The sequence below is a fragment of the Halomonas sp. SpR1 genome (assembly GCF_031010175.1).
Taxonomy (GTDB): Bacteria; Pseudomonadota; Gammaproteobacteria; order Pseudomonadales; family Halomonadaceae; genus Vreelandella.
In genome coordinates this window covers 13,754-37,551 of record NZ_JAUAMB010000007.1, presented here as the reverse complement: position 1 = coordinate 37,551, position 23,798 = coordinate 13,754, and the positions used below count along the sequence as shown (strand labels likewise).

At 52.3% G+C, this 23,798-nt stretch carries 29 protein-coding genes; 22 read left to right on the top strand and 7 right to left on the bottom strand.

Going from position 1 to position 23,798, the window contains the following annotated elements:
* The first annotated feature begins 9 nt into the window (after positions 1-9).
* From QT231_RS07215 to QT231_RS07195, 5 genes are all read left to right on the top strand, one after another.
* Complete coding sequence (locus QT231_RS07215; protein ID WP_308336237.1) at positions 10-711, top strand: glutathione S-transferase family protein; 702 nt, start codon at positions 10-12, stop codon at positions 709-711.
* A gap of 69 nt (positions 712-780) precedes the next feature.
* Entirely contained in the window at positions 781-1,320 is a 540-nt protein-coding gene (locus QT231_RS07210; protein ID WP_308336236.1) for a YaeQ family protein, read from the top strand.
* 251 nt (positions 1,321-1,571) lie between these two features.
* Positions 1,572-2,561 (top strand): lipid A deacylase LpxR family protein, encoded by a 990-nt coding sequence (locus QT231_RS07205; RefSeq protein ID WP_308336235.1) that lies wholly within the window; start codon positions 1,572-1,574, stop codon positions 2,559-2,561.
* 46 nt (positions 2,562-2,607) lie between these two features.
* The gene (locus tag QT231_RS07200; RefSeq protein ID WP_308336234.1) at positions 2,608-2,928 is read left to right on the top strand and encodes a hypothetical protein; all 321 of its coding nucleotides are present in this window, start codon (positions 2,608-2,610) and stop codon (positions 2,926-2,928) included.
* A 102-nt stretch (positions 2,929-3,030) separates the two neighbouring features.
* Positions 3,031-3,558 (top strand): YetF domain-containing protein, encoded by a 528-nt coding sequence (locus QT231_RS07195; RefSeq protein ID WP_308336233.1) that lies wholly within the window; start codon positions 3,031-3,033, stop codon positions 3,556-3,558.
* Between the two features lie 119 nt (positions 3,559-3,677).
* Here QT231_RS07195 and yghU read toward each other — a convergent pair whose 3' ends face one another.
* Positions 3,678-4,550, bottom strand: coding sequence for a glutathione-dependent disulfide-bond oxidoreductase (gene yghU / locus QT231_RS07190; protein ID WP_308336232.1), 873 nt, complete (start codon positions 4,548-4,550; stop codon positions 3,678-3,680).
* Between the two features lie 97 nt (positions 4,551-4,647).
* Here yghU and QT231_RS07185 point away from each other — a divergent pair, with 97 nt between their 5' ends.
* Entirely contained in the window at positions 4,648-5,343 is a 696-nt protein-coding gene (locus tag QT231_RS07185; RefSeq protein ID WP_308336231.1) for an aspartate/glutamate racemase family protein, read from the top strand.
* A 31-nt stretch (positions 5,344-5,374) separates the two neighbouring features.
* Here the strand turns inward: QT231_RS07185 and QT231_RS07180 are convergent, their stop codons facing one another.
* Entirely contained in the window at positions 5,375-5,806 is a 432-nt protein-coding gene (locus tag QT231_RS07180; protein ID WP_133731219.1) for an organic hydroperoxide resistance protein, read from the bottom strand.
* Between the two features lie 118 nt (positions 5,807-5,924).
* Positions 5,925-6,368: a MarR family winged helix-turn-helix transcriptional regulator gene (locus QT231_RS07175; protein ID WP_022520513.1), complete on the bottom strand. Its 444-nt coding sequence runs from the start codon at positions 6,366-6,368 to the stop codon at positions 5,925-5,927.
* 221 nt (positions 6,369-6,589) lie between these two features.
* Here QT231_RS07175 and QT231_RS07170 point away from each other — a divergent pair, with 221 nt between their 5' ends.
* The 13 genes from QT231_RS07170 (at position 6,590) to QT231_RS07110 (ending at position 18,227) form a co-directional block, all read left to right on the top strand.
* Positions 6,590-7,663, top strand: a complete 1,074-nt coding sequence (locus QT231_RS07170) for a TRAP transporter substrate-binding protein (protein WP_308336230.1) — start codon at positions 6,590-6,592, stop codon at positions 7,661-7,663.
* Between the two features lie 70 nt (positions 7,664-7,733).
* Positions 7,734-8,327, top strand: a complete 594-nt coding sequence (locus QT231_RS07165; protein ID WP_308336229.1) for a TRAP transporter small permease — start codon at positions 7,734-7,736, stop codon at positions 8,325-8,327.
* Between the two features lie 2 nt (positions 8,328-8,329).
* Positions 8,330-9,610 (top strand): TRAP transporter large permease, encoded by a 1,281-nt coding sequence (locus QT231_RS07160; protein WP_308336228.1) that lies wholly within the window; start codon positions 8,330-8,332, stop codon positions 9,608-9,610.
* 17 nt (positions 9,611-9,627) lie between these two features.
* Complete coding sequence (locus QT231_RS07155; RefSeq protein ID WP_308336227.1) at positions 9,628-10,137, top strand: gluconokinase; 510 nt, start codon at positions 9,628-9,630, stop codon at positions 10,135-10,137.
* Positions 10,138-10,249: 112 nt separating this feature from the next.
* Positions 10,250-10,810, top strand: a complete 561-nt coding sequence (locus QT231_RS07150; RefSeq protein WP_308336226.1) for a tripartite tricarboxylate transporter TctB family protein — start codon at positions 10,250-10,252, stop codon at positions 10,808-10,810.
* A gap of 75 nt (positions 10,811-10,885) precedes the next feature.
* Positions 10,886-11,845, top strand: coding sequence for a tripartite tricarboxylate transporter substrate binding protein (locus QT231_RS07145; RefSeq protein WP_308336225.1), 960 nt, complete (start codon positions 10,886-10,888; stop codon positions 11,843-11,845).
* A 62-nt stretch (positions 11,846-11,907) separates the two neighbouring features.
* On the top strand, positions 11,908-13,413 hold the full coding sequence (locus QT231_RS07140; protein WP_308336224.1) for a tripartite tricarboxylate transporter permease: 1,506 nt from the start codon (positions 11,908-11,910) through the stop codon (positions 13,411-13,413).
* Positions 13,406-13,933 carry a gluconokinase gene (locus QT231_RS07135; protein WP_308336223.1) on the top strand — a complete coding sequence of 176 codons (528 nt, stop codon included), beginning with the start codon at positions 13,406-13,408 and terminating at the stop codon, positions 13,931-13,933. The genes QT231_RS07140 and QT231_RS07135 overlap by 8 nt, the downstream gene beginning before the upstream one ends.
* A gap of 10 nt (positions 13,934-13,943) precedes the next feature.
* Entirely contained in the window at positions 13,944-14,939 is a 996-nt protein-coding gene (gene gntR / locus QT231_RS07130; RefSeq protein WP_308336222.1) for a gluconate operon transcriptional repressor GntR, read from the top strand.
* Positions 14,940-15,010: 71 nt separating this feature from the next.
* Positions 15,011-15,859 (top strand): MOSC N-terminal beta barrel domain-containing protein, encoded by an 849-nt coding sequence (locus QT231_RS07125; protein ID WP_308336221.1) that lies wholly within the window; start codon positions 15,011-15,013, stop codon positions 15,857-15,859.
* A gap of 147 nt (positions 15,860-16,006) precedes the next feature.
* The gene (locus QT231_RS07120; RefSeq protein ID WP_308336220.1) at positions 16,007-16,795 is read left to right on the top strand and encodes a MotA/TolQ/ExbB proton channel family protein; all 789 of its coding nucleotides are present in this window, start codon (positions 16,007-16,009) and stop codon (positions 16,793-16,795) included.
* Between the two features lie 4 nt (positions 16,796-16,799).
* Positions 16,800-17,669 carry a MotB family protein gene (locus tag QT231_RS07115; protein ID WP_308336219.1) on the top strand — a complete coding sequence of 290 codons (870 nt, stop codon included), beginning with the start codon at positions 16,800-16,802 and terminating at the stop codon, positions 17,667-17,669.
* Between the two features lie 135 nt (positions 17,670-17,804).
* Complete coding sequence (locus QT231_RS07110) at positions 17,805-18,227, top strand: OsmC family protein (protein WP_308336218.1); 423 nt, start codon at positions 17,805-17,807, stop codon at positions 18,225-18,227.
* A gap of 164 nt (positions 18,228-18,391) precedes the next feature.
* Here QT231_RS07110 and QT231_RS07105 read toward each other — a convergent pair whose 3' ends face one another.
* Positions 18,392-18,820 (bottom strand): PRC-barrel domain-containing protein, encoded by a 429-nt coding sequence (locus QT231_RS07105; protein ID WP_308336217.1) that lies wholly within the window; start codon positions 18,818-18,820, stop codon positions 18,392-18,394.
* Between the two features lie 435 nt (positions 18,821-19,255).
* Here QT231_RS07105 and QT231_RS07100 point away from each other — a divergent pair, with 435 nt between their 5' ends.
* Positions 19,256-20,212 (top strand): L,D-transpeptidase family protein, encoded by a 957-nt coding sequence (locus QT231_RS07100; protein WP_308336215.1) that lies wholly within the window; start codon positions 19,256-19,258, stop codon positions 20,210-20,212.
* A gap of 35 nt (positions 20,213-20,247) precedes the next feature.
* Here the strand turns inward: QT231_RS07100 and QT231_RS07095 are convergent, their stop codons facing one another.
* Entirely contained in the window at positions 20,248-20,916 is a 669-nt protein-coding gene (locus QT231_RS07095) for a 2OG-Fe(II) oxygenase (RefSeq protein ID WP_308336214.1), read from the bottom strand.
* On the bottom strand, positions 20,913-21,584 hold the full coding sequence (locus QT231_RS07090; RefSeq protein ID WP_308336213.1) for a CoA pyrophosphatase: 672 nt from the start codon (positions 21,582-21,584) through the stop codon (positions 20,913-20,915). The genes QT231_RS07095 and QT231_RS07090 overlap by 4 nt, the downstream gene beginning before the upstream one ends.
* A 94-nt stretch (positions 21,585-21,678) precedes the next feature.
* Here QT231_RS07090 and QT231_RS07085 point away from each other — a divergent pair, with 94 nt between their 5' ends.
* Positions 21,679-22,236 (top strand): NUDIX hydrolase, encoded by a 558-nt coding sequence (locus QT231_RS07085; RefSeq protein WP_308336212.1) that lies wholly within the window; start codon positions 21,679-21,681, stop codon positions 22,234-22,236.
* A gap of 16 nt (positions 22,237-22,252) precedes the next feature.
* Here the strand turns inward: QT231_RS07085 and QT231_RS07080 are convergent, their stop codons facing one another.
* The gene (locus QT231_RS07080) at positions 22,253-22,564 is read right to left on the bottom strand and encodes an NGG1p interacting factor NIF3 (RefSeq protein ID WP_308336211.1); all 312 of its coding nucleotides are present in this window, start codon (positions 22,562-22,564) and stop codon (positions 22,253-22,255) included.
* A gap of 168 nt (positions 22,565-22,732) precedes the next feature.
* On the opposite strand from QT231_RS07080, the gene QT231_RS07075 reads away from it, so the two are divergent.
* Positions 22,733-23,683, top strand: coding sequence for a sugar-binding transcriptional regulator (locus tag QT231_RS07075; RefSeq protein WP_308336210.1), 951 nt, complete (start codon positions 22,733-22,735; stop codon positions 23,681-23,683).
* Positions 23,684-23,798: the final 115 nt, after the last annotated feature.

Here is a 23,798-nt window from a genome sequence, read left to right as displayed (position 1 = left end):
GAGCGCTGCATGTTTGATCTGTATATTGCCAACAAGAATTACTCGTCCTGGTCACTGCGCCCTTGGGTGCTGATGAAGGCGCTGGAGATTCCATTTAATGAACATCTCATGCCCTTTGAAGGGGGCACTGGGGCAAGCCACGACACCTTTATTCGCTTTTCACCCTCGGGCTTAGTGCCTTGTCTGGTGGATGTGAAAGATGATGACGAGCTGGCGGTATGGGACTCTCTGGCGATTGTCGAGTATCTGGCCGAGCAACACGCCAACGTTTGGCCAAGTGACAAGACCGCCCGCGCCTGGGCACGCTCAGCTACTGCCGAGATGCACAGCGGCTTTGGTACGCTGCGTGACGAGTGTCCGATGAATTGCGGTATGCGGGTGGCATTGAACAGCTTATCGACCAAACTTAAAACGGATGTGGCGCGCTTGGATGCACTTTGGCAGCAGGGGCTGGAGCGCTTTGGTGGGCCGTTTTTAGCAGGCAGTCACTTTACGGCTGTCGATGCATTTTATGCCCCTGTGGCGTTTCGTGCGCAGACATTCAGCTTACCGCTCAGCGAGGCTTCCCAAACGTATGTTGAACACTTATTAGCGCTGCCTGCCATGCAAACGTGGTATCAAGCTGCGCTTGAGGAGCCATGGCGCGAGTCCATGCATGAAACCGATACGCTGAAAAATGGCAACGCAACAGCTGATTACCGTAAGCCTTAAGCTACGTGGCAATTCTCCAGGAACACTCGGCATCGGGTACACTGACGCAAATTTCGTTTGGAAACGTCCATGGCTCTTAGCGCAACGCCCTACAAAGTTGATATTAATCTTACCGATCTGGATCGCGGGGTGTATGAAACGCTGCGTTTTACCGTGGCTCGCCACCCCTCCGAAACCGAAGAGCGCATGACCGCACGCTTGCTCGCCTATGTGCTGTGGTACAGCGAGACCCTCGCCTTTGGGCGTGGGCTCTCTGATGTGGATGAGCCAGCGTTATGGGAGAAAAGCCTGGATGGGCGCTTGCTGCACTGGATTGAAGTAGGCCTGCCGGATGCCGAGCGCATCACCTGGTGTTCACGGCGGGCTGAGCGCGTATCGCTACTTGCCTATGGTCGGGTAGATCTATGGGAGAGCAAAGTGCTGCCGAGTGTGGCGTCGCTGAAAAATCTCCATGTGGCAGGGCTGCCCCAGGAGGCGCTCGCGACCATCGCTAAAGACCTGCCCAGGGCGATTAACTGGGCGGTTATGATCAGTGAAGGATCGCTGTATATCACCGATGAAAACGGCCAGCACGAAATTACCCCGCAGTGGCTGCTGCGCGACAGGTAGTGATTAAACTAAGCCTTTAGCCTACAAACTTTCGTCTAGTCGACTACGCTATACGTCTAAGCAAGCAACCGCATAAGGGGTGGCCTATGAGCCACCCTTAATTTTTAGTGACTTAGCCTTTTTCTATAGACGACAGAAAAAGTATGCTTGCTATCTTTTTGCACAATTACATACAATCAACAATGTTTGTTGATATTCATCAAAAAGCAGTCTCCAAAAACGCTCCCTAGGAAAATCTCAAGGAACGAGTAATGAAAGCAATTACCTCTCTACGATGGCAGCTGCTCCCGCTAGTGGCTGTTGTAAGCCTGCTATCAACGCTCGCGCAGGCCAACGATAGCGTTCTCTCGATCAAGCACGAAAATGATGGTATGGCCAGCAGTGATGATGGCCACTTTACCAGCGGTTTTGAGCTCAATTGGGCGTTTGAACCTGAAGCTAAAAGCTGGAGCCAGCGCTTGGCCACTGCTTTGCCCGATAGCCTCATCGGCAACGCTGATATGGCAGCTTTTCGGCTCGTGCATCAAATTTATACACCCAACAATATTGAACAGCGTGGGTTGGTTGAAGACGATCGCCCCTACGCAGGGATAGTTTATGGCGGTATGTCGCTCTATGAAGATGTGCCTATGGAAAACTGGCGCCAGGCGACTGACCTGCACTTGGATATTGGTTTGGTAGGGCCTTCGTCACTAGCCGATAGCATTCAGCGTGAAGTACACCGTATCACTGAAAGTGACCGACCCAATGGATGGAATAATCAGCTGGGCGATGAAGCCATCGTCAACGTCGCCATGCGGCGCCAGTGGTGGCATAGCTCCCCCTTGATCGGCAAACAGTTTGCCCATGGCCCTAGTGTCGGTGCTGCTTTGGGTAACCTCTACACCTACGCAAGCGCTGGGTATAGCGTGCGTTGGGGGGATGAAGCGGCTGGCATACCGACGTTGACACCCAACCCCGGTAGCCGCCACTACATGGTCGGTAAAGAGGGGTGGCAGTGGTACCTGTTTGCCAGCGTAGACGGCTACTATATGGCGCAAAACCTGACGCTGGACGGCAATACGTTTAGAAATAGCCACTCGGTTGATCGCAAAGAGTGGGTGGGCGATGTCTCAGCGGGGCTGGCCCTGGCCTGGGAAGATTGGCAGGTGACTTACGCCGTTGTTCAGCGCTCTCGTGAATTCGACGGGCAAGACGAGCAGGATAAGTTCGGTTCTATCACGCTATCTAAACGCTTCTAAAACGGTTCGGGTAGTCGCTCGCGCCCACGGGAAAGGAGAATTGCTTATGGCCAACAAGTATCCTCATACCCCGGATGGGCGCTACTTCGTCGCCAAAAATCGGCTATGGCGCTGCACTGACCCGCGCTTAGGTGAAGATGAAAAGCGCACCCATATTAAAGCATTAATGAAGGCTCGTCGGGCGGTTAGAACAGCCCAACAGCAAGACGATGAAGACGCGATTCGCCAAGCCCGCAACGCAGTGCAAAGCGCTAAAGAAGCACTCGGTGAGCGTGGCCCCGTATGGTGGGATGATAACGCGCCGGATGAAGGTGGTCTTGCACCTCACAAGAGCTCTTATGCTAAATGGTGGGAGGATCAGAACTAAGTCAAGTCTCACCGTAACGAACAGAGTCGAGTCAAAGCTGCTAGCCTAAGTGTTGAGGTGCGTAATGTTTGTATAAAGTGGGCTTACAAGGAGGCAGTGTATATGGAAATGTATTTTTTTAATGGCTGGGAAAAGTTATTTCGAACGCTCGTTATTGGTGTGCTGGCATATGCTGCGCTCGTTCTCTTTTTGAGAATATCGGGCAACCGTACGCTCTCCAAGATGAATGCGTTCGATTTGATCGTGACCGTGGCGCTGGGTTCTACCCTGGCTACCGTGCTCTTGTCCAAGAACGTGGCATTGGCTGAAGGGGCGCTGGCGATGGCGCTACTGATTGCTCTTCAGTTCCTTATTACCTGGGCCAGTGTACGCACCGCTTGGGTACGCCGATTAGTGACGGGGGAGCCAGTGATGCTGTTTTATCGTGGGGAATTTATTACTACCGCCATGCAAAAAGCGCGGGTTACTCAAGATGAGATTCAGGCGGCTATTCGCAGCAATGGACTGAGCGACATCGCTGACGTGGAGGCAGTCGTGTTAGAAACCGAGGGAACACTAAGTGTCGTCAAGCATCAAGCTGAGGGCTCTCAATCAAGCCTGGAGGGCGTACGGGGGCCCCGTCAAGGCTAGATCGACACCTCCTGCTATCTTGATGAAGTAGCGCCGAGTTAACGTTTTACCGATAGTTCGTATCAGGGTCTACGCCATATTAACAAGCGTAGACCTTTTTTGTATTGATTCGCCAACGATTACTCGTCGTTTGAAATTTTATCCTGCGTTTTGAGCTCAAAGTCGCTGGCATCATGACGTTCGTGCAACTGCTCATGGGGCTCGCCAAAGGTGCGGTTGACCATCCGACCGCGTTTAACGGCGGGGCGCTCATCAATCTCTTCAGTCCAGCGTAGAATGTTCTTGTAAGTGTGGGCTTCCAAGAATTCAGCCGCTTCGTAGACGCGATTTTTCACCAGCGCGCCATACCAGGGGTGAATCGCCATATCGGCAATGGTGTACTCATCACCCGCCATAAAGCGGTTTTCCGCCAAGTGGCGGTCAAGCACATCAAGCTGGCGCTTTACTTCCATCGTGTAGCGGTCAATCGGGTACTGGTATTTCTCCGGCGCGTAGGCGTAAAAATGGCCAAAGCCACCGCCTAACATCGGTGCGCTGCCCATTTGCCAGAACAGCCAGGAGAGGCATTCGGTGCGCTTCGCCGTGTCCCTGGGTAGGAAGGCGTCAAATTTTTCAGCCAAATAGAGCAAAATTGCGCCAGACTCAAATACCCGTTGAGGCGGATTAGTAGAGTGATCCATTAGCGCGGGAATTTTGGAGTTGGGGTTCACCTCGACAAAGCCGCTACTGAACTGATCGCCTTCGCCAATTTGAATCAGGTAAGCGTCGTACTCGGCGCCTGTTACACCTTTCTCCAGCAGCTCTTCAAGCATCACTGTGACCTTGACGCCATTGGGTGTGGCTAGCGAGTAGAGCTGCAGCGGGTGTTTGCCCACCGGCAGCGCCTTGTCATGGGTAGGGCCCGCAATGGGGCGATTGATATTGGCAAATTTACCGCCGTTGCCTGGTTCCCACTTCCAAACACTCGGGGGCGTATAGGTGTTGTCGCTCATTAGTATCCTCGCTATAAATAGGTTATCGGTGACAAAGCGGCTAGCTAGTGTTTAGCCTGGTAATAAAGTAGTTCATTTTCCCTAAATGAGGTGGCGGATGCGTGTTATTGGTGTACTAGGCGGTATGAGCTGGGAGTCGACCCAGGGCTACTACCGGGCCTTAAACGAAGGCGTCAAAGCGGCGCTAGGCGGCTTTCATTCGGCTAAGATCGTGCTGGTTAGCGTCGACTTTGCCGAAATTGAGTCGCTGCAGCAACAGGGGGACTGGAACGCCGCCGGGGATCTGCTGGCCAGCGCCGCCCAAAGCGTCGAACGCGCAGGTGCCGACTGCCTGCTGATTGCCACCAATACGATGCACAAAGTCGCGCCCGCTATTGAGCAGGCGATTACGATCCCGCTACTGCATATTGCCGATGCCACTGCCGAGCAGTTACAGATCGACGGAATTACACGCGTTGGGCTATTGGGTACGCGCTTTACCATGGAGCAGGACTTTTATACCGGCCGCTTAGAAGAGCAGTTCGGTATTGAGGTCGTCGTGCCGGATCAGTCTGAGCGTGATGTCGTTCATCAGATTATTTACCAGGAACTTTGCCAAGGGCGTATCGAAGATGTGTCCCGGCAGCGCTATTTGGCCATCATTGATTCACTGCATGCCCAAGGCGCCCAGGCGGTGATTTTAGGCTGTACCGAAATAGCCATGCTGGTGAGTCAGCGCGATACCTCGGTGCCGCTTTACGACACCACCGCTCTGCATGCGCAGAAAGCGGTGGCGTGGGCGCTAAATGATTGATTCAAATAAAAAATAAACTAGGCTACGAAGCTTAGACCAGGGTCAGGGTGACGTTGATATTGCCCCGGGTAGCGTTGGAGTAGGGGCAGACAACATGGGCTTTGTCGACCAGTTGCTGGGCGACATCCTGCTCAAGTCCGGGTAGGCTGATTTTAAGTTCAACTTCGATACCAAAGCCGGTAGGAATGGCGCCAATACCTACGTGGCCATCAATTTTTGTATCCTGGGGAAGCTTCACTTTTTCCTGGCCCGCCACGTGCTTAAGCGCGCCTAAAAAGCAGGCTGAGTAGCCAGCAGCAAACAGCTGCTCTGGGTTGGTGCCATCACCGCCTGCGCCACCCAGCTCCTTTGGCGTGCTGAGTTTAACATCCAGCGCGCCATCGGACGATTTGGCTTGGCCTTCACGGCCGCCGGTAGCGGTGGCGTGGGCACGATAAACAACGTTTTCAATAGTGGTCGTCATTCTGTATCTCCTGTCAGTGTTTTCATTATGAACCTGCACCATTAACTTAGCGCAGCTTTATTTTGCGCGCAATATAAATGGCAAATAAATCTCAATGCCCTGCGCCAGCAAGCGAAGGCTATTGGTTCTTTTGCAGGCTATCGCGTAGCCGCACCAAGTCCTCTTTCAGCGTGGTCAGTGCCTCAATCGACTGCTCGCTGGCATGCACCACACAGCTGGGAATATGGCACGCCTGTTCGCGAAGCGCTTTGCCTTTCTCAGTGAGATACAGCTCTACCACGCGTTCATCTTCATGACTGCGTTTGCGATTCAACAGCTGATCGGCTTCAAGGCGCTTAAGCAGAGGCGTCAGTGAGCCAGGATCGGTTAGTAGACGCTTACTCATTGTGCCTACTGTGATGCCATCGTTTTGCCACAATACCAGCATGGCAAGGTATTGCGGGTAAGTAAGCCCCAACTTTTTGAGCAGAGGTTTATAAACTTTGGTCATCATCAACGAGGTTGAATAGAGCGCAAAGCAAAGCTGGTGATCGAGCTCTAATTCGCTACAAGATGGTTGCACAAGTCTGGGTTCCGATCCGAAATACGTCGTCTAATGTAGCGCGGGAAGCAGTTAGTGGCTATCCCTAGACGTTGGTCGTAAGTTGGCAGTTTTGTTTTGACACGCACAGGGTAGGTGGCTAGCCTGCGCTTACTGAATGTTACCGGTAACAAGTTGCCGGACTTTTAAGTTCGCTATAAACAATTCGCTATAAACAACAATGAGTATTTGGAGATAACGCTATGACCGCTATTTGGCGCAACACACTGACCTTCGTCGGCGCGACGACCCTGACGCTGGGTATGGCCCACGCTCAAAGCCCCGAGCTCTCTGATCCGCCTGAGATCGAAGGCGAAGTCGTCGGCGATCACGGTTCGCATACTTTGCGCATGGGCATTGGTCTTGCGGAAAGTTCGCCTCAGTTCCTCTCCAGTAAATACTTTGGTGAGATTCTGGAACAGCGCACCGACGGACGTATCACTGTTAACGTTTTCCCTAACAGTCAGTTAGGTGACGATGTACAGATGCTGGAAATGCTGCAAACCGGTACGCTGGACATGACCTATCCGTCTAGCTCGGCGACCACCGGTTATGTTGAAGAGCTGGCGGCTTTCGACCTGCCTTTCCTGCTGCCTAGCCGGGAAGCTGCCGTGGCGGTCATGCAGAGCGATGTGGCTCAGGGCATGCTGGATGCCTTTGAAGGTACCGGTCTGAAAGCGCTCGCCTTCTCCGAAAATGGCTACCGCCAGTTAACCAATAGTGCTCGCCCGGTGACAAGCCCTGAAGATGTTGCTGGGATGGATGTGCGCGGCTTAAGCGTTCGTACCATGGAAAACCCGGTACATCTGGCAATTTGGGAAGCGTTAGGCGCCAATCCTACGCCAATGGCGTTTGGTGAGTTGTTCTCTGCGATGGAGCAGGGCGTGGTTGATGGTCAGGAAAATCCTTGGAGCACCATCCTGACCTCTAATTTTAACGAAGTGCAGGATTACGGCACCGAGACGCGTCACGTCTATACTCCTTTTATCATGATGCTTTCTGAGCGTACCTGGGATCGTATGGCGCCTGAGTATCAAGAGCTTGTGCTGGAAGCTGCGCGCCAGTCCGCAGAGTACGAAATTCAGCTCTCTGCTGAATACGACGATTGGTCTCGCGACCAGCTAGCAGAGCGTGGCATGGAAATTACCCGCCTGGATGACGAGCAGCTTGCCGCCTTCCAGGACGCCGTTCAGCCGGTATACGAAGAGTGGGCGCCGCGCATTGGTGAAGACCTGATCGCCGACATTCAAAAGATTGTTGAAGAGAGCAGCAACTAAACCTTACGTTTAGCGCACTACTCGGGCAGGTCTTTTAGCCTGCCCGACGTGTCAGTGCCCTGGAGCTCCTATGTCACTCTCCTCTACACCCCCCAATACGTCTACGCCGATTGAAGACCCCTCGGTGTATCTGGACGACCCCAACCGCAAATCGCTGGAAATCGATACCGATACCCGCCAAGGGCCGGCCCTGTTCCGCTGGCTGACCTTGGGCATGGAGTATCTGATCGGCGCTATTTTAGTAGCGTTGATTGTGTCTGTTTCCTGCAACGTGGTCGGACGTGCACTATTTAATCACTCCCTGCCCTGGGCGGATGAACTAGCGCGCATGCTGTTCATATGGCTGGTGTTTATCGGTGCTGCTGCCGCATTTTCTCGCTACGAGCACATAGCCGTAGACGCCCTGGTGCGGCGCCTGCCGCTGCGCTTGGCGCATATGCTATATCTGCTACAGCACCTGATTATTACCGGCCTGATGATGGTAATGATTTGGGGCGGCTACCAGGTGCTGGCACGCTCTAGTGGGCGTTCGGCGATTATGAACATGCCGCTGAGTTTTATCAGCCTTTCGCTGGTGCTGTGCGTTATCTTTATTGCGGCGGTTTCGATATGGCGGATGTGGGTCAGCCTGAACGTTATTCGCCACCCTGAGCGGGAGCGCTAATCATGCTATGGATTTTTCTGGCTATTTTATTGGCCTCCATCGTTATTGGGCTACCGATTGCCTTTGGTTTAGGCGTGGCAGCGTTGGTGATGGCGGTTCTCTCAGATATTCCACTGTCGATCATGATCGAGCAGTCTATTCGTGGGGTGAACAGCTTTCCGCTGCTGGCGATCCCGTTCTTTATTTTAGTCGGCGAGGTGATGAGCAATGGCGGCATTGCCCGTCGCTTGATGGAACTGGCGGCCGCCTTGGTCGGCTTTATGCGCGGCGGGTTGGGACAGGTCGCGATTACCGGCTCGATGTTCTTTGGCGGTATCAGTGGCTCTGCAGTGGCCGATACGGCCGCCACCGGCGCGATGATGATTCCCTCGATGAAAAAACAGGGGTATACGGCGGCCAATGCCACCGCTATTAATACCGTCTCGTCGGTGATCGGGATCATTATTCCGCCGTCAATCCCGCTGATTCTCTACGGCATTGTTACCGAAACTTCAATTAGCCGCTTGTTTATTGCCGGTATTATTCCGGGCCTGTTGATTGGCTTTGCACTGATGGTGACCACCTATATTCTTGCCAAAAAGGATGGTGGTGGCGTGCAACAGTTCCGCTGGGATCGTCTCTGGAGAGCCTTTAAAGATGCTTGGCTGGCGCTAGTGCTTCCGGTGATTGTGATTGGCGGTATTATTTTTGGCGTGTTCACCGCGACCGAAGCGGCCGTGGCGGCTCTGCTCTATGCGCTGGCTATTTCGCTAGTGGTTTATCGCGAATTCCAGCTTAAAGAGCTGATCGGTATGCTGATTCGCACTGCCCGATTGACCGGTATGGTGATGATGTTGCTGGCGTTCGCGACGGTGATTGCTTGGTTTCTTACCATCAATATGGTGCCGCAGACCCTGGTCAGCCAGGTACAGGCAATTACCCAAGACCCGTTTATGCTGCTATTGATTGTGGCTTTCTTGCTGCTGCTAGTCGGCTTTGTAATGGACTTAACCCCGGCGATGGTGATCATGGCGCCTATGTTAGCGCCTATTGTCACCTCGGTGGGCGTCGATGCAGCTTATTTCGGTGTGCTGATGGCGTTTGTATTGGGCATCGGGCTTTTAACCCCGCCGGTGGGCACCTGTCTTTATGTAGGCTGCGGTGTGGGTAAAGTCTCCATGGAGTCGCTGGTCAAAGCCATGCTGCCTTACTACGCGGCGCTTTTGGTAGTGCTAGTGATCCTGATTGCTTTCCCCGGTATTGTCACTTGGCTGCCTGATCTCACCGCCGTACGCGGCAATTAAATAATAGGAGAGCCTCTGTGAAGAACCTCTCACAGCGTATTTTAGTGATGGGCGTATCTGGTTGTGGGAAGTCACATATTGGCCAGCAGTTGGCGGACACCCTGGGCTCGACCTTTATTGACGGTGACGATCATCACTCACCGGCCAACGTGGCCAAAATGGCCAGCGGTACGCCGCTCAACGACGATGACCGGAGCGAGTGGCTGGATACCTTGGCGACGCTGTTCGCCGAGTATCGAGCAAGAGAGGAGTCGCTGGTGATTGCCTGCTCGGGGCTGAAAAAACGCTACCGAGATCGGCTAAGACAAGGCGACCCAGCGCTGCAGATCCTCTATTTGGAGGGCAGTCGGGAACTACTGCTTGAACGGCTTGAAACCCGGGCAGGCCACTTCTTTAAAGGCGATACCATGTTGGCCAGCCAACTGGCCGACTTGGAGCCGCCCAGTGAGGAGGAGGCCTTCACTACTTCGATCGCCTTATCGCCCCAAGAGATCGTTACGCAATTTGCTGCTACGCTGCCGGTGTAAGCGTATCTTTTTAGCTGTCGAAATATATTTCCAACCGCACGCCTGTTTTTAAGACATTGGTCGTAAATTAGCAGTTTTATTTTGACTCTATCGCCGGGGATAGCTAGCCTTTATGTTATTAAAGTTACCGGTAACATTGCCGGTAATAAAAGTCATCCACCGTTCCACTAACGTGTGCGCTCAAATGCTTTCAAATCTTATTCTCGGTGTTGTTGTTTTACTTAGTTCAATATTTTTTTACCTGCAAACTACCGATTTGCCTGAACGTTCTGCATTATTTCCGCAGTTTATTTTGTGGGGGCTGGTTATTGTCGGTATATTATTGATTTTTCAAGCGCTACTGGAAGGGCGTAAGAAGGTCTCACAAGAAGTGTCAGAAGCACGTCGTGAAGAGCGTGGTCAATTTAACGATATTCTGATTTTTCAAGTGGCAGTGCCTGGCGGACTATTGCTGGTTGCGTATGGCTTATTGGTATCCGTAGGGTTTTACCCAGCATCCACTTTCTTGGTTTTTACTATTTATAGCTACCACGCCTATCGCATTGATGCAGCAAATCTAAAAAGTGCCCTGTGGATGCGCGCTATATTTTTCGCACTAGTCATTACACTTTTTATGTACCTTATTTTTACACTATTGCTGGGTCTCCCAGCACCCTCAGGCGCACTCTTTTGATAAAGCATTGCAAACATAGCAATAAAAGAGCGGCGCCAACTCATCCAAGTACTCCCAATAAAAGAGGTGATGATAATGAAAGCCAACCTAATGCTATTGCTTAGTGCACCGTTTCTAGTTGCGGCTACGAGCGCTGTCCAAGCACAGGATTACCCTACGAAAAATATTCAAATTATTGTTCCGTACAGTGCGGGTGGCGGGGGGGATACGGTGGCGCGTATCGTCGCAGATCGTTTGGGAGAAGAGCTAGGCCAGCAGGTTAACGTCGTTAACCGTGAAGGGGCAGGTGGGGAGATCGGTATTGATGAAATTGCCCGTAGCGAGGCAGACGGTTATACCCTAGGGGTATTCGGTTATCCTGATAACTTTGTCTTGGAACATACCCGTGACACTAACTTCACTTTTGATAGTTTTGATTATCTAGCGGCATTTGATGATATGCCGATGGGGGTATTTTCCTCGCCTAGTAGTCAACACAGTTCTCTGGAAGAGCTGGTGAGCTATGGTCAAGAACATCCAGGTGAAATGATCATTGGCGAATCTGGTGCTCTTGGTCTGCTTCACGCACTGGCTTTTGCGGAACGCTCTGATATGCAAATCACCCCTATACGTTATTCCGGTGGTGGTGAGCTGATGAACGCTTTGCTAGGCAACCATATTGACTTAGCGTCGACATCTTCAATGAGCCATGACCCGATTGTTGATTCAAACGGCAAGCCGATCGGCTTTGCGTCGGAAGAACGTATGGAAATGTTCCCTGACGTGCCGACTTTTAAAGAGCAGGGGCTTGATTTAGTAATGGGTGTTTCTCGGGTACTAGTGGCACCTGAAGGGTTGCCTGATGACGTTCGTAAGACGCTTGTTGACGCTTTGAATGCGATTAGCACTAACGAAGAAATGATCGCTAACTTTGAAAACGCTAAGATCCCTTATCGTTATCTCGATGATAGCGCTGTTAATGAAACGTTAGAGAAATCGAATAGCGTTTTGATGCCTGTTATCGAAAATAATTTAGATCAAATTAACGGTAATTGATGCCAAATCATGGCCGGGGTTAATTACCCCGGTTTTATTTTTTTAACACCCGGGTTATTTTCATGGATATAGTCTCAATCCTGCTAAATTTATTGACTCCCAGTGTTTTTTTAGTGGTTTTTGCGGGTGTGTTAGTGGGTATCGTCGTGGGTGCTATTCCCGGTCTGAACGGTGCTATTGGTATTTCACTGTTATTACCCCTGACCTTCACGATGGAGCCACAAATCGGTCTATTGTTGCTTGGCGGTATTTATATGGGGGGCATGTATGGTGGCTCTATTACCGCTATTTTGATTAATGTGCCAGGCGATGTCGTCGCAGCCCCTGTCGCGATGGAAGGGTATCCTTTAACGAAGCAAGGTCGGGCTAAAGAAGCGCTTTATTACTCTATTTTTTCCAGCATGTTCGGTGGGTTTATCGGCGTACTTATTCTTATTTTGTTTACTCCACCGCTAGCACGTTTGGCGCTGCAATTTGGCCCTGCGGAAATGTTTTTCGTGTCGTTAAGCGGCTTAATCATTGTCGGCGCACTGAGTGGCAGCATTCTAAAAGCGGCTCTAGCTGTATTGCTGGGGTTGTTTATCAGTACTGTCGGTGTGGATATGATCACAGGGTCTGAGCGTTTCACCTTTGATAGCATAGATTTACGTTCGGGTATTTCCGTGGTTCCCGTAGTGTTAGGGCTTTTTTGCTTTGCTGAAATGTTCTTAAATATTGGTAAAAAACCTAGTGAACAGGTTCAGTATCGCGATCAGAAAATTTTGCGGATGACGGTGGTGAAAGATATATTGAGCCAACGGTTTCTGGTTTGGAAATCGGGACTGATCGGTACCTTGGTAGGACTGCTTCCTGGCGTAGGTACGACACTTGCAGTATTTATGTCGTATGGAGACGCTAAGCGTACTTCGAGTCGCGATGTGCCCTTTGAGCAAGGTAATCCAGATGGGATTATTGCCGCCGAAAGTGCCAATAATGCCACCGTGGGTAGTTCAATGGTACCGCTATTGGCTCTAGGTGTACCAGGTAGCCCTACTAGCGCCATCATTGCGGGTGCACTAGTTATCCATGGCATTGTACTTGGGCCCAGCTTATTCGTTAATCGTCCTGACGTAGCGTTTACGTTCTTATATGGAATGTTACTGACGGTGGTGGCGATGACCATCATCGGTGCGGTAGGGATCAAGTACTTCTCTTATATTTTAAAGATAAAAATGGAATACATCGTACCAACGGTGCTTGTATTTGCCTTGTTTGGCGCCTATAGCCTGCGCAATAGTCTGTTTGATGTCTTTATTGCAATTGTGCTGGGTATCGCTGGTGCCATTTTCAAAAAAATACATGTGCCTTTGGCGCCGATCATTATCGGGGTGGTATTAGGGCCGTTGATTGAGACTAACTTAGCTAGAGCGATGCGCATTGCAGGTGCCCGCAATATGCCGCTATGGGAGTATTTACTAGCCACACCATTATCCAAAGGTTTGGTAGTGTTGGTGGTTATTATGCTGTTAGTCGTCATTCGGATGCGCCATAAGGAAAAAGTTGCTGCTAAAGAGGTCAACAATGCATAACGTTCCCGAGCCTTGCAAAATTGTAGTTATGGGTGTTTCAGGTTGCGGTAAGAGCTTAATTGGGGCCCAGTTGGCGAGCTCATTAGGCATTCCTTTCTATGACGCCGATGATTTTCATAGTCAAAGCAATGTCATTAAAATGGCTCAGGGTATTCCTTTGGATGATGAGGATCGCGCTGGCTGGTTATCTGATTTAGCGAAATTACTGTCTCAAGAAACAGCGCTGGTGCTCGGCTGTTCTGCTCTCAAACGACGCTACCGGGAGCGTTTATCACGTGATGAGCCAAACGTAGTGTTTATATATCTTGAGGGCGATTTTGCAACGATTCGCAATCGCCTTGCGGGAAGACAAGATCACTATTTCAAAGGGGATGATATGCTGCAGAGCCAATTCGCCCAGCTAGAACCCCCTGGTAAAAACGAAGCTGTGACGGTATCCATCGATCAGCCACCAGAAGCGGTTGTACAAAACTGCCTTAACGCGCTCATTCACTATAATGCTTCCCCGGCTTCTTGTTAGTTGAGATCACTTGAAAAAAAAACGCCCCACCCTACAGGATATTGCCGACCACGTAGGGGCTACCAAAATGACGGTAAGCCGCTGCCTGCGAGACCCTGAAACCGTCTCGGAAGGCCTGCGTGAACGCATCTTCTCGATTGCCGAACAGATTGGCTATATTCCCAATCGCGCGCCGGATTTGCTCTCCCGAGCGACCAGCCACTCCATAGGGGTACTGGTACCGTCACTGACCAATCAGGTATTCGCCGATGTGATTCTGGGCATCGAAACGCTAACGGAGCCGGCGGGCTATCATTTAATGCTTTCTCACTATGGCTATAGCCCTGAGCTTGAAGAGCGCAGCCTCGCATCGCTGCTCTCCTACAACGTCGATGGCATCATTCTTTCGGATCGCGACCATACTCAACGTAGCCTGCGGATGCTGGAAACCGCCGGTATTCCGATTGTGGAGATCATGGACACCCACCGCACTCCACTGCAACAGGCAGTGGGTTACGACAACGTTCAAGCTGCGTATGACATGGTGAGTGAGATGATCAAACGTGGGCGGCGCCAGGTGATTTATCTGGCCGTGCGCTTGGATGAGCGTACCCGCCAGCGTGAGCGAGGCTACAATCGTGCGATGCAAGAGCACGGGTTAACGCCTGTCACGCTGCAGAGCACCCAGCGCTCCTCCTACAGCGTCGGGGCGGCGCTGTTGCAGCAGGTTCTTGCCGATTACCCCGCAGCGGATGGCCTGTTCTGTACCAACGATGATGTCGCGGTAGGGGCGTACTTCGAGTGCCTGAGGCGCGGAATTAGCGTGCCAGAGCGAATGGCGCTGGCGGGCTTTCACGGCCACGATGTAGGACAGGTGATGACGCCAAGACTAGCCAGCGTCGTCACGCCACGTCAGGCCATCGGCGAAACAGCAGCGAGGGAATTGTTAGCACGGATCCGGGGAGAGCCCCTGGCCCGGCAAGTGGTCGATCTGGGCTATCGTATTGAAACAGGCAGGACGCTATAGGCTTTGTTTTCAAGTAGCCGCCAAGGCCGGGAGTGGCTAAAGTAGCCTTTTACTTTTGTCGCGAGGCTGTCGTGGAGATTACTCAACTCAACATCTACCCTGTTAAATCCTTAAAAGGCATCAGCGTTAATCACAGCACGCTGCAAGAGCACGGGCTGGCCTGGGATCGCCGTTGGATGCTGGTGGATGCCCAGCAGCGTTTTGTCACCCAGCGCCAACTCCCGGCACTCGCCACCGTGGAAGTCGCGCTGACCGACGAATACTTGGTGCTGTCGCATTCCAATGTCGAGCCGTTGAACGTGCCACTGGCCGAGCCAGAGGGGAATTTGCGTCTAGTTAGCGTATGGAATGACCACTGCAAGGCGCTGCCAGAGAGCGAAGAAGTATCGCGCTGGCTGGTCGCCGCCCTGGGCGAGCAAGCCCAGGGGCTTAGCATGGTACGTTTTGCCACCGAATTTACCCGTGCCGTTGAAGAGGATTTCCTCGACGGCGGGGCAGCTCACACCTACTTCTCTGACGGTTATCCGTTTTTGATTGCCACTACGGGCTCATTAGACGCCTTGAATCAAGCCTTGGTAGCGAAGGGAGAAGCACCAGTACCCATGAACCGCTTTCGGCCCAATATCGTAATAAAAAGCGATGAGGCGTGGGCGGAGGATCGTTGGGCAACGTTGTCAGAGCAGAGCGGGGCTTTTCAACTGGCGTTACGCAAGCCATGCAAGCGCTGCAAAGTCACCACCATTGATCAGCATACGGCGGCTGTGCCTGCTCCTGCAGAGCCACTGAAAACGTTGATTGAGCTCAATACTCAACCCACCCAAAAAGGCGCCCATTTTGGCCAAAACGCCACGCTCATCGAAGGCTCGGGCAATGTTATTCGAGTAGGGGATAAATTGTCGGTAACAGTCCGCAGCGTCTAAATCGCTCAGCATGCCTAGTGCTAAAAGTGGGCTGTTTTAATTAGTCAAGACGAAGGAGGATATTAATTTAACGTTGACGCTTTTATAGGGAGTCTCTAGTGTCTCAAATACTAGCATAATAGTATTTTTACACTGTGGGGAAACGCTGTGGATCTCGCAACATTGATTGGCTTGGTAGGGGCTGCTGTATTAGTGGGCACCGCTGTGATTATGGGCACCTCACCAGAGGTGTTCATGAACCCCACTGGGCTGTTGCTGGTGGTAGGGGGGAGTCTGTTTGTTGTATTGGCTAAATTTAGTATTACGCAATTTAAATTTGCCTTTAAAGCAGCGGCACGAGCTTTTAAATTTCAACTGCCGAGTATCCAAGAGAGCATTGACGAGCTGGTCGAGCTATCAAAAGTGGCGCGTCGAGAAGGGATGATTGCTCTAGAAAGTCGTGAAGTTAGTTCGCCATTTTTGCAGCAGGGGCTGCAAATGCTGGCCGACGGCTACAGCGCCGAGATGATAAGAGACATGATGGAAAAGGAGCGTCTGCTTACGTTAGAGCGTAATCAGGCGGGGGGGCAGGTATTTTCAGCACTCGGTGAGGTGTCTCCTGCCATGGGCATGATTGGCACCTTGGTTGGCTTGGTGCAAATGCTTTCCAATATGGGCGACCCGTCACTCATTGGGCCTGCCATGGCCGTTGCCCTATTGACTACTTTGTATGGTGCGATGATCGCAACGATGATCGCCAGTCCTATCGCAGATAAGCTCTGGGTACGTATGAATCAGGAAGCCAAAATGCAGGAGCTGTGGATTGACGCAGTGCTTGCCATTAAAGGCGATAAGAACCCCCGCGTGCTAGAGCAGATGTTGACGATATACCTGCCGCCAGAACACCGCAGCGCGTCAGACGCAGAAGCAGACAATACCGCAGGCGAGCGAACGTAAAAATATGGCGCAAAAACAGACCAATATCCCAGCATGGATGATCACCTACGCCGACCTCATGTCGCTGTTGCTGTGCTTTTTCGTGCTACTGCTGTCGTTTGCTGAAATCGATGCGGAAAAGTTTCGTCGAGTAGCGGATGAGCTATCTAAGGCATTTGGTGTGCAGCGTGATATTGAAGCCATGCAGATACCGATGGGAACCAGTGCGGTAAAGCAGCATTTTTCCCCAGCAGTGCCAGACCGCACTTTGATAAACGAGGTGCGTCAGCAGACTCAGCAGCAGCAGCCACAGTTGGAATCCATACGAAATGTACTGGAAACCCAGCGACATCTGCAAAGCTTCCAGCTGGCTCAGAGTGTTGAAAAGCTGCTCGAAACATCGTTGCCAGAGGGTGCGGCTAAGATTGATATCGATCAGTTTCGCGTAGTGGTGCGAATTTCTGAAAATGGCACGTTTGGTTCGGGTAACGCCACTGTTACGCCCGCTTTTGAGGACTTATTGCAGTCGCTGGCAACCCTTTTGGCCGAGGTGCCTGGGACGATTTCTATTGATGGGCATACTGATGATGTTCCTATCCGGACATCTCAATTCCGCAGTAATTGGGATCTTTCGGCGATGCGGGCCGCTTCAGTGGCCAACGTTCTCACTGCAACCGGTGCTCTTGCATCAGAACGACTAATCGTTCAGGGTTTCGCGGATACTAGGCCATTGGCCTCTAATTTGACCAACGAAGGCCGTGCCGAAAATCGCCGTGTCGAGCTGATGATTGATTTGGATGCCGCTATTGAAGAGCGCGGCGAGCGCTCAGTGGAGTCATTGCAACCTGCTTCCTCCGCTCCTATTGAGTCTGACGAGACTGCTTCATCACCCTGATTCGGCATAAGCAATTCGGCATAAGTAGTTCGGCATAAACAATGGAATCAGCTACGCTAGTAGCACGGTAGTCTAGTTACCGTGTCTTATCGGAGCCCAATCGATAAGCTAACTATCACAGGAAAGGAGAACAGTATGGATAGTAAAGCAAGCGCACGCTGGGAAGGCGGGTTAAAAGACGGTAAAGGCAATGTGTCTACTGAAAGCGGTGTATTGGATGCTGGCTACTCGTTTAAACAGCGTTTTGAAGGAGAGCCGGGTACCAATCCCGAAGAGTTGATCGGTGCAGCACACGCCAGCTGCTTCTCAATGGCCCTGTCAATGATTTTAGGCGATAAAGGCTATACCGCTGACTCCATTGAAACCAGCGCCAAAGTAACCCTTTCCCAAAGTGATGCCGGGTTCGATATCTCAAAAATACATCTGGATGTTGTTGCTGAGATAAGTGGCGCTGACGAAGCTGCTTTTCAGGAAGCAGCGGAAACGGCCAAAGCTAATTGCCCTGTTACCAAAGTTCTGAACGCTGATATTAGCATGACGGCTAAACTTAAAGCTTAATCTAGGCGTTGGTCTGATGATTGATAGGTGGCTTGCGTATACACGGTATTCGCGAGCCATTTATTGTTTTAATTAGTGTGAGACTTATATTTTTTCTTGGTTTTTAAACGGTAAGCATTAAAAAGCCTTGGCTAATGCCAAGGCTTTTATCTACCGGCGGGCGCTTATTTATCAGTATTGTCAGTATGGCGGTTATACTCTTCGGCTGCTTCAAGGGCATCTTCTGAAGCATTAACGGTGATGACATAATTTTCGCCATCTTCGTCTTTAGTCAGCTCAAGTGAATCCCACTCGATAGCGACGTTTTTCTCGCCCATGCCCAGAAAGCCACCAACGCCCACGACAACAGCGTTAATCTGACCATCTTCATCAATCACTAAGTCCGTGATGGTGCCGATATCTTCGTCATCTTCAACACTGCTTTTGACTTGGTTACCGGTTAGGGCGTCAGAATGGAAAGTGCCTGCTGGCGTTTCAGTCAGGTAGGTTGCTTCCATGGTGGCGGTATTCTCTTCGGCGTTTACGGTGCCTGCGGCGAACATAACGGCCGGAACCATGAGAGTACCTAGAATAGCGGGTTTGATCATTTTCATTTTGCTTGCTCCTTGCGATTTTATCGGGCTTAACGACTCCGCGTAACAACCCGAATAAATCAATAGTGGCGGTATTATTTTCGCTTAAAATAAGCGATAACAACGCCGAAACTATTATTCCTAAATGAGTTAACTACCCTTCATAACTAATACATCAAGGTATTGCATTAGGGTAGTTGACGCTGTCTTGCGCTTCACTGCGCTAAGACACTTATTAGGTTAGCCGCTGTGTTCAAAAATACAACCATTCAAATGAGATTTTTAGCTAATGGGGCCGCTTCTGTTTTCTGCCATGGCCCCACACCCGTGCCTTCGTGCGACAGTCTGTCGAGTTGACCCGCCCTAGCTCAGTGGTCATATTCGTCTCCAAATGGCTCGCTTTTTATCCTCAGTTTGATAAAAAGTGAGGTCACATAAAAAGGAGAAACCCTGACCATGAACCCCCACCCTTTGCAGGCTATCAAGCAGCTCTGCGTCAGTAGTATTACGCTAGGTACATGGCTTTTTGCCTTGAGCGCTACAGCCGATAACAGTGAGCTGCCCAAAGGGCATTTTCTGTTGCCTGAAGAGGGCAATATGGTCGGTCAAGTGTATACCGTCAGGGCGACCGAAGATGACACGCTGCTGGATATTGCCCGTATACATAACGTGGGCTATGAAGAAATTCGTATGGCTAATCCTGATGTTAGCCTCTGGGTTCCGGGAGAAGGAACCGAGGTCACCATCCCCGGGCAGTTTATTCTTCCCGATGAGGAGCGAACAGGCATCGTCATCAATGTGGCGGAGCTGCGCCTCTATTACTACCCCGATGTTGAGGCCGGAGAAGCGCCGCGGGTGGAGACTTATCCTATTGGTATTGGACGTGACGCTTATAACACGCCGCTGGGGATTACCGAGACAACCATGCGGCTTGAAAACCCAGCCTGGTACCCGCCTGAGTCGATTCGTCGTGAAGCCGCTGAGCGTGGTGATCCCGCCCCTGCGGTTGTGCCCCCCGGTGCCGATAACCCCTTAGGTAAATACGCTATTCTGCTGGATATTCCCGGTTACCTGATTCATGGCACCAACCAGCCTGATGGTATTGGCATGCGTGCCAGCCGGGGCTGTATTCGCATGCACCCGGAAGATATTGAGTCGGTGTTCTGGCGGGTACCGGTAGGCACCCAGGTTAATATTATCGATTCGCCGATCAAAGTAGGTTGGGATAACAGCAGTAAAGGCTATATCCAAGCGTTTACCGCTACGGATGAGACCGCCTATGGGATGGACACGCTGTTAAACGTTGTCGGGCTTATTGAACAGCACGAGAGCGGTAGCACGCATAGCGCTAATTATGAGCAGGTGCGTGAAGTGCTGGAACGGGCCAACGGGCAAATCGTTCCGCTTAGCTAGCCAGTTGGGGGCTGCCTGTTTGCGCGCTTAAAATGCTAGCGTGCGGGGTCAAGCACGCCACCCAGCGAGGCATTGCGCCTGAACCAGCCGGCGATGCTGGTACGTGGGCAGCGGGTGGGTAGCACTTCGTGGGGAATGGTTTCCGATAAGAAACAGGCGAATGTGCCTGCCTCGGGTACTACCCGGGCGACTTCCTGGCTGGGGTCGTCAGGATGGTAAATCACCATTTCACCGCCGCCGTCGCTTGGCCAGTTGGGTGTCAGATAGCCAACGGTTGAGATGACGCGGTTGGCGCGACCGCGAAAGCTATCCAGGTGTCGCTGATAAAAAGCGCCGGGGGGATAGTGGGCAAAGTGGGCTTCGTACTCAAACAGGCCCAAAAACAGTGCGTGGTTAAGCGCCTGCTGTAGCTCGCTCATGGCGTCCAGGTAACGCCTCTGAGCGGCGCTCTCGCGATCCAGCCAGTGAATAGCGTCGCCACGGATATCTTTACGCAGCAGGTGCTGTTGGCCACGGCCAACGCCCGCTTCATCCAGTCCGTTATAGGCCGCCCGGTGCAGCAACTCTTGGTTCAGCGCTGCGCAAAGTTCCAGATCGATGACCTCGCGGCCCACATACCAGCCCTGTTCAACCAGCGCGTCCACAAGGGTGACCTGCGTCTCTGGCGGGAGTGCAGGTGACGGCGTAGCAACATTGGGTGTCATTGGTTGGATCTCGATGGTGCCGAACCGGAAGCGGTTGTGGAGGGGGTTGATAGTCGGCTTTTGCGTTCAGGGTAGTGGCGCAAAGGCCCGAGGGGGCGTTGATATAGGTCGATTGGCATACCAAAACCTTCGGCCAGCAGTTCTACCAGCATCATGGCCGAAAGCCCCCAGATGACATGGCCGTCTACGTGATAGCTGGGCACGTAGTGGGCAACGCCATCGACGGTAATCACATCGGTATGGGTACGGTGGTCATCTAGAAAGTGGCTCAGCGGTACTTCAAAAATGGCGTCTAATTCGCCGGGGTCGGCAATCAAGGGGAGATCCGGTGGAATAATGCCGACCCAGGGGGTGACGCGAATACCGTGTAGCGAAATAACGTCCGACAGCCGCCCCAGGGGTTGCACCAGGCCGGGGTCAAGGGCAATCTCTTCTTCTGCCTCGCGCAGCGCGGTAGCGTAGAGATCAGCGTCAAAGGGCTCGCGCTTGCCGCCTGGGAACGCTACCTGGCCGCTATGGGTATTCAAATGGCTGGCGCGACGGGTAAACAGTAAAGTAGGCACTGGGCGTTCGACAATGGGCAGCAGCACGGCGGCCTCGGGCATCACGATGTGATCCAAGCGTTGAGGAGTCAGCTGTTGCAGCCGTTTACGCAGTTTCTCTAACATGGGGCATCCCGTTACTTTGTTCTCTTTTACCCAGCAGCGGTCGTTGGCGTCAAGCGCGTCGAGGCTTCTATTCACTAGCCGTTGAGAATATGCGATGAATTTCTGTAGCCAGTGTGGTGCTAAAGTACGTTTTGCCGTCCCGGAAGGGGATGACCGGCCGCGCTACCTGTGCGATGCCTGCGGCACGATACACTATCAGAACCCGCGCATCGTGGCCGGTACCCTGCCCGTTAGCGGTAGTAAAGTGCTGCTCTGTAAACGAGCGATTTCACCGCGCAAGGGTTACTGGACGCTGCCGGCTGGCTATATGGAAAACGCTGAATCAACCCAGCAGGCAGCGTCCAGAGAGACCCGGGAAGAGGCTTGTGCTGAGGTCGAGCTAGCCAACCTCTACACGCTCATTGACCTGCCGCATATCAATCAGGTGTATATGATTTTTCGCGCTGAGTTAGTCGGTGGCTTCAGCGCCGGGCCGGAAAGCCTGGAAGTCGCGCTATTTGAGGAGCATGAGATCCCTTGGGACGAGCTGGCTTTCACAACCATTGAGCGCACGCTCAAACACTTTTACGCCGACCGCCCTCACAACGAGTTTCCGCTACATATCAGTATGGTAACGCCTGAAGATCGTGAGCGTTACTTTGGTAGTGCTTAACACTTTAAAGGTTGGGTTATAGGTCGGCGAGCTGCCACACATCATAAGCGACTTCTTCGTAGGGATGGGCAAGTTTCAAGGCCGCGATGGCGCCGTGAATATGCGCTTCATCGCATAGCAGCTCGACTTTGAACTCTTCGACCTTTTCCAAACTGCCCACCGAGCCGATATGCGGGTGGGCACCCTCCGTTGGGCGAAACTGGCCCGTACCACGGGTTTGGAAGCAGGCGTTTTCATAGGCGCCTACACGCCCAGCCCCGGCCTCAAATACCGCCTGCTTGACGCTTTCGGCATCTTCTATGGGGACAAAGAAAGCGAGCTTATACATGGTGTATCTCCAAATGATCGGTTTACTGGGGAAACGCTACACTATGGCTATGTTAGCGGATAGGCGACTATGGGTCTCGGGCTCGGCTTTGTATGATGATATTTTTATGACGTTTATCTACGACGGTTATCTATAACCGTTAGTCACGACCGATACGAGAGCCTCCCTATGGATAAATTTGAAGTAAAACTGGATCAGGCCGCCAGGGCCGCCTGGATGTCCTACGTCGGGGGAATGACCCAGGATGAGATCGCTAGCCAGTTGGGTGTTTCACGCCCCGGCGTACAGCGCTTATTGGCCCTGGCTCGCCAGGAGGGGCTAGTAAAAGTCCATATCGATCACCCGATCTCTCACTGTATGGCGCTGGGCAGCACGCTGCGCGATCACTTTGGCTTGACCTACTGTGAAGTGGTACCCGCCGATAACCATGCCGCCGACAGTGCCGCCTCCTACTTGGCGGTCGCGGCCGCTGAGCGCATTGCGCAACTGGTTGAGCGCAGCGAGCCATTGACGCTGTCGCTGGGCACCGGGCGTTCGGTGCGGGCAGCGGTAGAAGCGCTTAGCCGTGTCGAGCGGCCCCAGCACCGCTTTGTGTCGCTGGTGGGCAATGTCGCTCGGGATGGTTCGGCCAACCGCTACGATGCGGTGATGGTGATGGCGGATAAAACCGGCGGAGAACGCTTCTTACTGCCTGCACCGGTGGTCGCCGAGTCGCTGGCTGAAAAAGAGGCGATGCTTGCCCAGCGGCTGTTTAAGGCGATTGCCGATGTAGCCAGAGAGTCAGAAGCCGCCTTTATAGGTATCGGGCGTATTGACCGCCAAGCCACGCTGTTTCAAGACCACTTTATTAGTGAAAGCGAGCTGGATGAATTACTGGGACTGAAAGCAGTTGGGGAGTTGCTTGGCTGGCCGCTGAACCGAGACGGCGAGGTGATCGACTGCTCAATTACTCGGCGGGTCACCAGTCTTCCCCTGGATCGCTTTGGTAAGCACCATATGGTAGCTATCGCGGGTGGGCACGAGAAAGCCCCGGCGATACACGCCGCGCTGCGCGGCGGCTGGCTGAAAGGGTTGGTGACTGATGAAGTGGCCGCCCGCCAGATTGTTGAGTCTCTATAGGTTTTTAAAGCTCTGGGTGTGCACTGCAACATGCGTTAGGGGTTATGAATTAGCGTAAAGTCTAAGCCAATCGGCTTTGCTTTTTTTTTGCTTACGTACGATCATTTGTTCGATA

Coding starts and splice junctions, on each gene's coding strand:
- QT231_RS07185 (WP_308336231.1), top strand. CDS start 4,648: ATGCGTGTTATTGGTGTACTAGGCGGTATGAGCTGGGAGTCGACCCAG.
- QT231_RS07165 (WP_308336229.1), top strand. CDS start 7,734: ATGTCACTCTCCTCTACACCCCCCAATACGTCTACGCCGATTGAAGAC.
- QT231_RS07205 (WP_308336235.1), top strand. CDS start 1,572: ATGAAAGCAATTACCTCTCTACGATGGCAGCTGCTCCCGCTAGTGGCT.
- yghU (WP_308336232.1), bottom strand. CDS start 4,550: ATGAGCGACAACACCTATACGCCCCCGAGTGTTTGGAAGTGGGAACCA.
- QT231_RS07210 (WP_308336236.1), top strand. CDS start 781: ATGGCTCTTAGCGCAACGCCCTACAAAGTTGATATTAATCTTACCGAT.
- QT231_RS07110 (WP_308336218.1), top strand. CDS start 17,805: ATGGATAGTAAAGCAAGCGCACGCTGGGAAGGCGGGTTAAAAGACGGT.
- QT231_RS07170 (WP_308336230.1), top strand. CDS start 6,590: ATGACCGCTATTTGGCGCAACACACTGACCTTCGTCGGCGCGACGACC.
- QT231_RS07105 (WP_308336217.1), bottom strand. CDS start 18,820: ATGAAAATGATCAAACCCGCTATTCTAGGTACTCTCATGGTTCCGGCC.
- QT231_RS07195 (WP_308336233.1), top strand. CDS start 3,031: ATGGAAATGTATTTTTTTAATGGCTGGGAAAAGTTATTTCGAACGCTC.
- QT231_RS07160 (WP_308336228.1), top strand. CDS start 8,330: ATGCTATGGATTTTTCTGGCTATTTTATTGGCCTCCATCGTTATTGGG.
- QT231_RS07085 (WP_308336212.1), top strand. CDS start 21,679: ATGAATTTCTGTAGCCAGTGTGGTGCTAAAGTACGTTTTGCCGTCCCG.
- QT231_RS07135 (WP_308336223.1), top strand. CDS start 13,406: ATGCATAACGTTCCCGAGCCTTGCAAAATTGTAGTTATGGGTGTTTCA.
- QT231_RS07180 (WP_133731219.1), bottom strand. CDS start 5,806: ATGACGACCACTATTGAAAACGTTGTTTATCGTGCCCACGCCACCGCT.
- QT231_RS07140 (WP_308336224.1), top strand. CDS start 11,908: ATGGATATAGTCTCAATCCTGCTAAATTTATTGACTCCCAGTGTTTTT.
- QT231_RS07090 (WP_308336213.1), bottom strand. CDS start 21,584: ATGTTAGAGAAACTGCGTAAACGGCTGCAACAGCTGACTCCTCAACGC.
- QT231_RS07150 (WP_308336226.1), top strand. CDS start 10,250: ATGTTATTAAAGTTACCGGTAACATTGCCGGTAATAAAAGTCATCCAC.
- QT231_RS07200 (WP_308336234.1), top strand. CDS start 2,608: ATGGCCAACAAGTATCCTCATACCCCGGATGGGCGCTACTTCGTCGCC.
- QT231_RS07075 (WP_308336210.1), top strand. CDS start 22,733: ATGGATAAATTTGAAGTAAAACTGGATCAGGCCGCCAGGGCCGCCTGG.
- QT231_RS07080 (WP_308336211.1), bottom strand. CDS start 22,564: ATGTATAAGCTCGCTTTCTTTGTCCCCATAGAAGATGCCGAAAGCGTC.
- QT231_RS07115 (WP_308336219.1), top strand. CDS start 16,800: ATGGCGCAAAAACAGACCAATATCCCAGCATGGATGATCACCTACGCC.
- QT231_RS07100 (WP_308336215.1), top strand. CDS start 19,256: ATGAACCCCCACCCTTTGCAGGCTATCAAGCAGCTCTGCGTCAGTAGT.
- QT231_RS07145 (WP_308336225.1), top strand. CDS start 10,886: ATGAAAGCCAACCTAATGCTATTGCTTAGTGCACCGTTTCTAGTTGCG.
- QT231_RS07215 (WP_308336237.1), top strand. CDS start 10: ATGTTTGATCTGTATATTGCCAACAAGAATTACTCGTCCTGGTCACTG.
- QT231_RS07095 (WP_308336214.1), bottom strand. CDS start 20,916: ATGACACCCAATGTTGCTACGCCGTCACCTGCACTCCCGCCAGAGACG.